The sequence below is a fragment of the Streptomyces sp. NPDC000410 genome (assembly GCF_040300305.1).
Classification (GTDB): Bacteria; Actinomycetota; Actinomycetes; order Streptomycetales; family Streptomycetaceae; genus Streptomyces.
The window spans coordinates 1-9083 of the sequence record NZ_JBEPDM010000098.1 but is presented as its reverse complement, the minus strand read 5'-3'; the positions used below and the strand labels follow the sequence as shown (position 1 = coordinate 9083).

Below are 9083 nucleotides of genomic sequence, written 5' to 3'. Positions count from 1 at the left end.
CGCGACGCCCTGATACGCATGTGACCTCCCGGATGAACGGAACGGTAGCGGGCTGTTCTGTCCCTGTGACGTGGCCGGGCCTGGATAGGTTCACCGGTTGTGGCAGTGGGATGGGGTAGCGCGGTCAGTACACGTGAAGCGCGCGCTCATTCAGCACCGTCTGCACCTTCGTGAAGTAGTTCCGGTAGGTGCCACTGGAGGTGGAGTTGCACACCGTCTCGTCAGTGCCGCCGGAGAGAAGACCCAGGGCCGTTGTCCCATGAAGCGCGGGCCCTCCGCTGTCGCCGCTCAGAGCGCAGTTGCTCGTCTCCATCATGGAGTGCATCGTCTTGCCGTCAAGATTGACGGTCACATTCGCTTTGGTCACGTGGCCCGTCGTGTCCACGCTGTTGACCCCGGCCCTAATGACGGACTCCCCTTCCGCCGGGTAGCGGGAGTCAACGACCTCCCGGACGTCATGAGACCCGAACCGGACGTTCCCCAGTGGAGTGATGTCGGGGCCGTCCGTCGTGACGATGGCATAGTCGCAGCCGCGAGTGACACCGTCACAGTAGCCGCTGGTGCCGGTCCCGAAGTTGTACACAATCTGGGTGCCGATCCTGACGCTGTTGTAGTGCACATACCAAGTGTTGCCGGTACCCGGTACGCAGTGTCCGGCGGTGAGCGTATAGACCGTCCCCGAGCGGTTCTTGACGTTGAACCCGGCACTGCACAGCCAGCCATTGGAGGTCATTCCATTGGCGCCCCGGAATTCGGTAGCCTTGAACTTCAGCTTGCTGTCAACCCTGTTGATGCGTATGGCAGCCGGGTGAGCCGCCGCGACCTTCTCAATCCTGGCCTGGCCTGCGGGTGTTACCCCGTCGAAGATTTCAACGCTCACCTGGTTGGTGCTGGCCTCGACCCCCCACGTCGTATTGGGGATGTTCCCCAGCTGGTCAAGCCGGCGGTGAATGGACGCAAGCTCAGATGCACTGCGGGTCACCAGTTTCGCGGTCCCGCCCGCGTCCCGGACGGTCTGCGCGGCGGCCTGGTCGGTGACCGCGACGACGAGACGCCCATCCTTGTAGTACACGCCGCCGGTCCGATCGTCGCCGAGCTGCTGTGCCAGCGCCGCCGCCCGGGTGGGAGAAGTGAGCGGCTTTGGGGATTCGCCAGCAGATGCCGGCAGTGTGGCGGCGATGGTGACCAGGAGCGTGGCAGAGGCTATCTGCGCGAGTCTCTTGCGAGCACGTCTCATTGTGTGAACTCCAGGAGCTTCTCGGGACCAATGAATCGGTCGCGCGAACCGTGACTCCTGTGACAGCAGATGCACAGTACGCGCACAGAGACGCTAGGTAGGAGCGAGACGTCGGACTAGCGAAATGGCATGTTCCCGTTCTGAGATGGCCAGTTATGGGTGGCTCACAAGCTGAGATGCCACAACTTCGAACACCATTTCCGGCGGCTCTTCAGCCAGGTCCGCACGGTGGTTCTGTACCGCCCGAGAGCAAGATTGGCCTGAACCTTTCCCGTAAAGGGGAGATGACCTCGAAATCGACGCAGCTGATGGGTGTGACGACGCTCCCCAGGCGAGGGCGCCACTCTCCGCTTGCCATGTCAGGACCCGACACAGCTTTTAAGTGATCACGAGGGTGCTGTCGCCTCTGGTGGCGTTCTCAGTGGACTGCGCGACCATGACCCCATGAAGACGCGGACCACCCCCGCCCCACCGAGTGGCAGATCCCCGCCTGGGCCCGGCCGCCACGGTCATGGCGGCGGCCACCCCGGTCGCGTACGGCATCAGGCTCCCCCGCGCCACAGGGCCGGCCGGTCTGCAGGTGCGGGGCACCGTACGCGCCGAGGAGGGCGGCCACCGGCTGCCCGATGTCCGGCTGCGCTGGTGGACGCCGCCGGGAACGTGGTCCGCACCACCATCAGCGGCGACACAACAGCACCCACGGTATCGGCGGCGATCCGGTCGATCGGCAGCAGAGTTCCCTCGAGGATCACGAAGGCCCGTCGGCCCGCGGTCCGCATCACTTGAGACAAGCTGGGCGCGAGCGTGGCCAGGACCTCTATCGCCTCGCGTACGTAACGGCAGACAGTCGCGATCCCGATGCCGAACCCAGCGGCGAGCTCGTAGGTGTCGCCACAGCCGCAGGCGGTCCAGGGCGAGGATAGCCTGGCGGCCCGGCGTGACGCGCCGCCATCGGGTGCCGATCTCGCGGCGACGAGCCGCCAGGTGCCCGGCGAGGTGGCGCAGGTGGTCACTGGACAGATCGATCGCCGATGGGTAGACAAGCACACGAAGCTCCTGGTCGAAACGGGTGATCTTGGTTGTGAACCCGTCTGCCAGGAGCTTCACCAGTTCGTACAGCCCACCAACCACCCGGCCACACCATCAGGTTGGAAAGGGCTCAATGAAGAAGGGGTTGAAGCTGAATAGGCCCCAGAATCGCCGATAGGGGCTTTGCAACCCCACAGCCGAGAGCGTCCCGGAACAAGCCATTCCCGTTTCCGACGTGATGGCAAATCGCAACGCCGAAGTTGCCGGTTGCCGAGCGATTGTGCTCGGCCGGGATCCGCGGCATCGATGCGCACGGTTTCAGCCTTAAGGCCTGACTGGGTACACAGCGATAGCAATCCCTGCCTACAGTCTGGGGCGCACGAGCACGCAGTTGCGTGCATGGGCGGATGAGCACCGTGGGGGGGGGCACGTGAGCGTGCCATCGCCGCTGGCTGGTCCAGAGGGTGCGAGGGGGTTCGACGTCCTCTCCGCGGGCGCGTCGCTGGCCAGGCGGATTTCTGGAACCCCAGGACCATTCCGTAAGCCCCTCAGAAGTGAGAAATCCCCTGCTAACCGATGGAGGTTGAACGCGTGCGAATACGACGCGCGGGAATAATCAGTGTCATCACAGCAGCGGTCACACTGCTGTCCGTATCGGCGGCCACAGCGGAGGACTTCCTGTGGAGCAGCTACTGGCGCGACGCCACCGCCGGAATGGAGTCCCGCAGATGGGGTGACGAGCAGTACTCACAGGTGCTGTACAGGAACTGCAGCGGGACCCGGTCCTCGTCCGGCAGCTATCCGTACAACACGGACGTACAGATGCACCGGGTCGTCGATAACTGGCCGGACACCGACTACGACAACAAGACGTTCTCCGAGTGCTTCAAGGGCTACATGCACCAGAGCAACGGTGAGTGGAAGGACCTGCCGAAGGGCTCGTACTACTTCAGCGTCGAGGCCGTCAGGGGCGGCGTCGGAAAGCTGGACGTCGAGGTCATCATGGTCGACAACACCGCTGCCGACTAAGGGATTTCGCGCCAACCGGTAGGCGCCTCCCACAGACTGGAGGGAGGCGGCCTGCCGTCTCGTTCACCGCACCGACGGGAAGACCGTGAAGATCACCGTAGTGTTTCGTACTTCGCCCGCCGTGTGGGCCGCGCCCGTCGCCCTCGCGCTGCCACTGCTGTACTACCTCGGTCCCGGCCATCCCCCACCCGGCAACCTCGCATACGCGCCTGAGATCACGTCATACCCGCTGCGTTTCGCCTACCCCTTCGCCTACGCCGTCACCTCCGCCCTGGCCGCATGGGTGTCCGCGAGCCTGCGGCAGGCCGGTGTCTGGGACATGAACAATGCCCGCTCCCGGTACCGAGTCGCCGCCCAGGCGCTGCTCCCGATCGTCGCACTGGCCTGGACGATGCTGGCCCTTCCCGTGCTGGCCGCGCTCACGGTGGAGGGCGTGTGGCCGACGTGGGACAGCGTCTCTGCGCTGGTTGTGGGAATGATCGTGTGCGTGGAGCACGCGGTGATCGGATTCGCCGTCGGGCGGTGGGTGCCGAAGGTGATCGCCGCGCCGGTCCTCGCGGTGGTGACCTGGGTGGCAGTGGCCTTCACCGTGACCGTGGACTCTCCCTGGGTGCGGCACGTGTCGGGCGCGTTCCCCGAACAGCTGATGTTCGGCGAGGCACCCGCGTGGGGGGCGCTGTGGCCGCACGTCGCGTTCACCGGCAGCTTCGCCGCCGCGCTGATCGTGGGGTGGCTGCCGGTGCGACGCCGGGTGGCAGCTGTTGCCGCACTGGCCCTTGCCGCCGCGGGAGTATCCAGCACGTACAAGGCGGTCAAGAACTATGACTACACCCCACCGCTCAAGACGTACGCCGTCACCATGGAGTGCCAAGACGCGGGACAGACGGCCGTGTGCATGCCGGAGCAGACAGCGGGCGCTTTGTCCCAAGCCGTGAAAGCTACCCAAGGAGTCCTGTCCGACTTCGCCGCGGCCGGTGTCCCCCTGCGGCCCGAGACCGTCATCGACACGCTGCCCGAAGGACGCTTCGCCACCCCGTCGACAGCCTCGACCTGGCGGGTCCCCTTGACCGCTGCCACCGACCGCGACGACGCCGCGTTCGCCGTCGCCATCGCCGCGACAGGTATGAACTGCCCGAGTCCAGACCCTCTTCTGCGCCGCGTGGTCATCGCATGGGCCGCTCACGTCACCGGCACCACCCCGTCATGGGAACGACTACGCGCAGCCATCGACCGGGAAGGCTCGCCGGGTGATGTCGACGGCATCCTGCGCGGCGTGCTGAGCCGACCGGCCAACGAGCAGGCCGAATGGTTCACCACCACCTCCAGGAAGGCGTGCACGGTCTGATGCGATGGTGGCTCAAGACCCGCCGGACCTTCACGGTGCTCACCGCGCTGGCCATGGTGTCGATGGGGCTGGCGGTGTGGATCGGCGGCCAGTCCGTCATGCTCCCGTCGTTCTTCTCCAACAGCCAGCGGGCCGTACTGACCGTGTTCCTGCCGATCCCCGCCGTGGCAGCGCTGTCCCTGTCCCTGGACTCGCGGCTGGCCGCTTTCGAGATGACTGCCGTCCGCTTCGTCCCAGGGCGTGACGTGCTGCTCGTCCTGGCCGCTCTCGCCGGCTGCCTGGTCTTCGCCGGGCTCTTCTGGTCACCCACAGGCATGTCGGTGGCCCGCAACATCGCGTTCCTGACCGGCCTGATGCTCCTGGCCCGGCCGTGGGCACGGCAGGCGGCCGTCATGGTCCCCCTCACCTGGATCGCGCTGGTCGTGTTCTTCTCGCACCGTCCCTATCCCGACCCCGACCCGTGGACCGTCCTGCCGGAACCCGCTACCGCGGTCCATGCCGCCATCGCCGCTGTGGTCATGCTCACGGCCGGCCTCACCCTTCTCCCCCGCACCCGCCAGGAACCGACATGACGATCCGCTTCGACAACGTGACCTACGCCTACCGGCGCTGGAACCGGCCGATCCTCACCGACTTCACCTACGCCCTCCCCGCCGGACTGACCGTGCTCCTCGGCCCCAACGGCGCCGGGAAGTCCACGCTGCTGAAACTCGCCGCGGGCACCGTCCGCCCCGCACACGGGACGGTCACACTCGACGACGTACCCACGACCGCCCGCTCCTACCGGCACGCCGTCGGATGGCTGCCGCAGCACATACAGCCGATGCCGCAGCTGACCGCACGCGAGTACGTCGCCTACGCGGGCTGGCTCAAGGGCATGGCCACCTCCACGGCACACGAGAAAGCCGCAACCGCGCTCGAGCGGGTCAACCTCACCGAACAAGCCGCGGTAAAGACCCACCGACTCTCCGGCGGACAGCTGAGACGCCTGGGCGTCGCGGCCACGCTCGTCCACGACGCCCAAGTCCTGCTACTCGACGAGCCGACCGCAGGACTTGACCCGCAGCAGCGCCGGACCTTCCGCAACGTGCTGGCATCCCTGACCGGCCAGGTGAGAATCCTGATGTCCACCCACGACACCCAGGACCTAGCCGAAGAAGCCGACCATGTCACCGTCCTGCACGCGGGCCGGATCCTCCAGCACGGCACAGCCAAGGAGTTCCTGGCCCACACCCCGCCAAACACGGCGCCCGGCCGCGCCGCCGAAGCCGCCTACACGACAATCCTCGACCCCGACGGCAACACCAGCGGCTGACGTCGGCCCTTGACGGCCTCTGCGGGCCCCGATGACCGGGCGGGGCCTGGAGCGGCTTGGCCCCTGACTCGCTTCGGGGTGGACAGGGTCCGGGCCCCGGCGGCTCACGGGCGCCTGCTCCGTGCGGTGCTTGCGCGGCGGAAGAGCTCCCCCCAGCCATCGAGGAAATCGGCCAGGGCGCGGCACTGTTCCTCCTCGCGAGCGATCTGCCGCGCGAGCCACGGCGGTCGATGTACGGGTCGACGGCGGCGAGGACCAAGCGCTGGAGTCCGGCCGGCTCCAGGGCTTCGACCTCTCCACACGGTGAACGAGGCTGGTCATCGAACCGGTCATCCGTAGTGCACCCGCCAGCTCTCCGACGTCCGCGAGAACGCCGTCCAGCAGATCGGCGGCCCGTGCGCGGGCACGGCTGTACCGGATGACGATGGCTGCTGTCAGTCGTATGCCGATTCCGGTCAGTTGGGTGCCGAAGGGCTGGGATACCTGGGACCAGGACGGCAGGCCGTGCTGTCCCGTACTCGGCGCAGAGGGGCCACACATGCCGGGAAGCCATGGCGAGGATCCCGTAGACACTCCGATGGCCGTGTTCCCGCCGGCATCGGGGCGGGCCATGGCAATGCCCCGGCTGCTGAACCTCGACGGGCGTGGAGAGCTGACAGCCGCGCATGTGCGCCTGGTGGCACAGGCGTTGGGAAAGTCGGAGCGGACGGTGTGGCGGTGGCTGGCCGCTGCCCGCCAGGATCACCGCCTCGCCCGGGTGGAGTCGTCCCGTTTCACGGTCACCACGGAAGTGAGGCGGCTGCTGGCGCTGTGGGGCGGTAACGCCTCCCGGGTCCACGCCGAGCTGGTACAGCGGGCGGCCGAGGACCCCGACGCGCCCGCGGTGCCGTCGCTCTCCACGCTGCACCGGGCGATCCGCCGGGACCTCACCCGCGGCGAACGGGCCGGCCTCAAGACCGGGGAAGCGGCGCGCCGCGCGCATGACGTGTTCGGGCAGCGTCCGGCCACCCACCGCAACGCGGTGTGGGAAGGCGATCACAAGCACGTGCCCGTCGAGGTGGACGTGGAAGGTGAGCTGGCCACGCCGTGGGTGACCTGGTTCATCGACTGTGCCACCAAGGCGATCGCCGGGGTGGCGGTCACCGCGCACGCTCCGAGCCGGGACGCGGTGCTGGCGTCCTTGCGGATAGCGATCACCCGCGGCGAGCCGTTCGGGCCGGTGGGCGGGCTGCCCGGTCAGATCCGGGTCGACCGCGGCAAGGAGTTCCTGTGCCGGGCGGTCACCGCGGCAATGGGCGCGCTCGCCGTCCCCGTGACCGACCTGCCCGCCTACAGCCCGCACTTGAAGGGCACGATCGAGGCGCTGAACGACGCGGTGGAGGAGATGTTCCTCGTCTCTCTCCCCCGCTACACCGGCCGTCAGAAACTCAACCGCGGCCGGCTCGCCGACCCCGGCGCCCCGCCCCTGACGTATGAGGCGTTCGTGGGGCTGCTGCTGGACTGGGTGACCTGGTGGAACACCCGCCACCATCCGTCCGCACTGAACGGAAAGACCCCCCTCCAGGCGTGGCAAGCCGACGCGACCCCGCTCACGGACGTGTCCGCGGGGCAGCTGGCGACGTTCGCCCTGGAAGACAACGGCCGCACGTACACGATCAGTACCAGCGGGGTGCGGTGGCGCCGCCGCGACTACCTCGCCCCGTGGATGAACGGCCGTACCGGCACCAAGGTCTCGGTACGACACCTGCCCCACCACGACGACACCATCGAAGTCTTCGACGCGGCGACCGGCCGCCACCTCGGGTCGGCGTTCCTGGCCGCGGCGGCGAGCCGGGAGCAGATCCGCTCCGTCCAGGCCGCACGGACCGCGGCCGCCCGCCGGCTCAAGGCCGACCTGAAGGCCGCGGAGAAGCTGCGCCGCCAGCGCTTCGAAGCGTCCACCACCGCCGCCCCGCCCAGGCCACTCACCTCGTCGACCGCTGCGCAGGCCGAAGAGGAGCTGGGCGCGGCGGCGCAGACGGACCGCCGTGCGCTGGCCCGTCCCGATCTCGTTCCGCACGGCCCCGCGCCCGATACCTGGGCCCGTCCCAGGCCCCCGCGCACACCTACTCCTGATGAGGACAAGAGCTGATGATCGCTGATCTGGACTACGGGCTGCTGCCCGACGAGAGCGAAGACCACTTCCTGGGTCTGGAGCAGGCTCAGTTGGTCGGCACCGACACGCTGCTGACCACCCGGGACAATATCGAGGCCGTCATCGAGGCGAAGGCCATGATGTGCGTCTACGGGCCTGCAGGGTCGGGCAAGACGATGTCGGTATCGAGGCGAAGGCCATGATGTGCGTCTACGGGCCTGCAGGGTCGGGCAAGACGATGTCGGTGAACTCCGCGCTGCGCCACCTCGCCCCGGACATCACCCACCGCCTGGAATTGCGGGCCGGACCGACCCCGCGCGACATCCGCCATGGTCTCTTCCAGGCCTTGGGGCTGCCGGGTGAGCCGCCTGCCCGCCCGATCGAGTTCGACACCCTCCTCAAGGAGGCGCTCGCCGAGGAGTTCCGGGTCCTGGTCTGTGACGAGGCGCAGTGGATGAAGAAGACCGGGTTCGAGTTCTGGCGCCACCTGTGGGACGACAAACGCACCAACATCGCCGTCATCTTCGCCGGAGGCGACGGCTGCTACAAGGTCCTGCGCCGCGAACCCATGCTGGCTTCCAGGATCTTCATCTGGCAGGAGTTCACCCGCATGTCCAAAGACGAGGTACGGGCCACGATCCCCGCCTTCCACCCCGTCTGGGCAGACGTGGACACCGCGCTGATCGACGCGATCGACAAGCAGGCCGCCCACGGCAGCTTCCGCAACTGGGCCAACATCACCACCCACATCCTGGCCGGCATGAAGAAACTCAACCGCAAAAAGGTCGACGAAAACCTCGTGCTCTGGGTCTACAGCAAGATCGGCGGCATGTAGTGACGGCCGGTGGCCTCCCATCCGTCACTGTCCTCGTCGACAAAGACGACCACCCCGGCTGGACGGCCGCCGCGCATACCGCACACGACCCGGCCATCGGACGTCTGACCGTCGACCCCAGCCCTGCCAACGGCGCGCCCGCCGCCCTCGCCCACGACC

At 67.6% G+C, this 9083-nt stretch carries 8 protein-coding genes and 1 pseudogene; 7 read left to right on the top strand and 2 right to left on the bottom strand.

What is annotated here, in order from left to right; genetic code table 11:
• Positions 1 to 124: 124 nt before the first annotated feature.
• Positions 125 to 1237, bottom strand: coding sequence for a S1 family peptidase (locus ABT342_RS37475; RefSeq protein ID WP_351583885.1), 1113 nt, complete (start codon positions 1235 to 1237; stop codon positions 125 to 127).
• Positions 1238 to 1941: 704 nt separating this feature from the next.
• Positions 1942 to 2284, bottom strand: a pseudogene (locus ABT342_RS37470) (helix-turn-helix domain-containing protein); the annotation flags it as partial.
• Positions 2285 to 2857: 573 nt separating this feature from the next.
• Here ABT342_RS37470 and ABT342_RS37465 point away from each other — a divergent pair.
• The 7 genes from ABT342_RS37465 (at position 2858) to ABT342_RS37435 (ending at position 8924) form a co-directional block, all read left to right on the top strand.
• Entirely contained in the window at positions 2858 to 3295 is a 438-nt protein-coding gene (locus ABT342_RS37465) for a hypothetical protein (protein WP_351583883.1), read from the top strand.
• Positions 3296 to 3380: 85 nt separating this feature from the next.
• Positions 3381 to 4640, top strand: coding sequence for a hypothetical protein (locus tag ABT342_RS37460; RefSeq protein ID WP_351583880.1), 1260 nt, complete (start codon positions 3381 to 3383; stop codon positions 4638 to 4640).
• Positions 4601 to 5212 (top strand): hypothetical protein, encoded by a 612-nt coding sequence (locus ABT342_RS37455; protein WP_351583877.1) that lies wholly within the window; start codon positions 4601 to 4603, stop codon positions 5210 to 5212. Before ABT342_RS37460 ends, ABT342_RS37455 begins: the two co-directional genes overlap by 40 nt.
• Positions 5209 to 5955, top strand: a complete 747-nt coding sequence (locus ABT342_RS37450; protein WP_351583874.1) for an ATP-binding cassette domain-containing protein — start codon at positions 5209 to 5211, stop codon at positions 5953 to 5955. The genes ABT342_RS37455 and ABT342_RS37450 overlap by 4 nt, the downstream gene beginning before the upstream one ends.
• Positions 5956 to 6571: 616 nt before the next feature.
• On the top strand, positions 6572 to 8086 hold the full coding sequence (locus ABT342_RS37445) for a transposase (RefSeq protein WP_502965685.1): 1515 nt from the start codon (positions 6572 to 6574) through the stop codon (positions 8084 to 8086).
• A complete protein-coding gene (locus ABT342_RS37440; protein WP_351583868.1) occupies positions 8086 to 8292 on the top strand; it encodes a hypothetical protein in 207 nt (68 codons plus the stop codon). The genes ABT342_RS37445 and ABT342_RS37440 overlap by 1 nt, the downstream gene beginning before the upstream one ends.
• Before the next feature lie 35 nt (positions 8293 to 8327).
• Positions 8328 to 8924 carry an AAA family ATPase gene (locus tag ABT342_RS37435; RefSeq protein ID WP_351583865.1) on the top strand — a complete coding sequence of 199 codons (597 nt, stop codon included), beginning with the start codon at positions 8328 to 8330 and terminating at the stop codon, positions 8922 to 8924.
• The last annotated feature ends 159 nt before the right edge of the window (positions 8925 to 9083 follow it).

Excerpts from the sequence above, each read along its gene's own strand:
- ABT342_RS37475 (WP_351583885.1), bottom strand. The coding sequence starts at position 1,237 with ATGAGACGTGCTCGCAAGAGACTCGCGCAGATAGCCTCTGCCACGCTC.
- ABT342_RS37450 (WP_351583874.1), top strand. The coding sequence starts at position 5,209 with ATGACGATCCGCTTCGACAACGTGACCTACGCCTACCGGCGCTGGAAC.
- ABT342_RS37435 (WP_351583865.1), top strand. The coding sequence starts at position 8,328 with ATGTCGGTGAACTCCGCGCTGCGCCACCTCGCCCCGGACATCACCCAC.
- ABT342_RS37440 (WP_351583868.1), top strand. The coding sequence starts at position 8,086 with ATGATCGCTGATCTGGACTACGGGCTGCTGCCCGACGAGAGCGAAGAC.
- ABT342_RS37445 (WP_502965685.1), top strand. The coding sequence starts at position 6,572 with ATGCCCCGGCTGCTGAACCTCGACGGGCGTGGAGAGCTGACAGCCGCG.
- ABT342_RS37455 (WP_351583877.1), top strand. The coding sequence starts at position 4,601 with ATGGTTCACCACCACCTCCAGGAAGGCGTGCACGGTCTGATGCGATGG.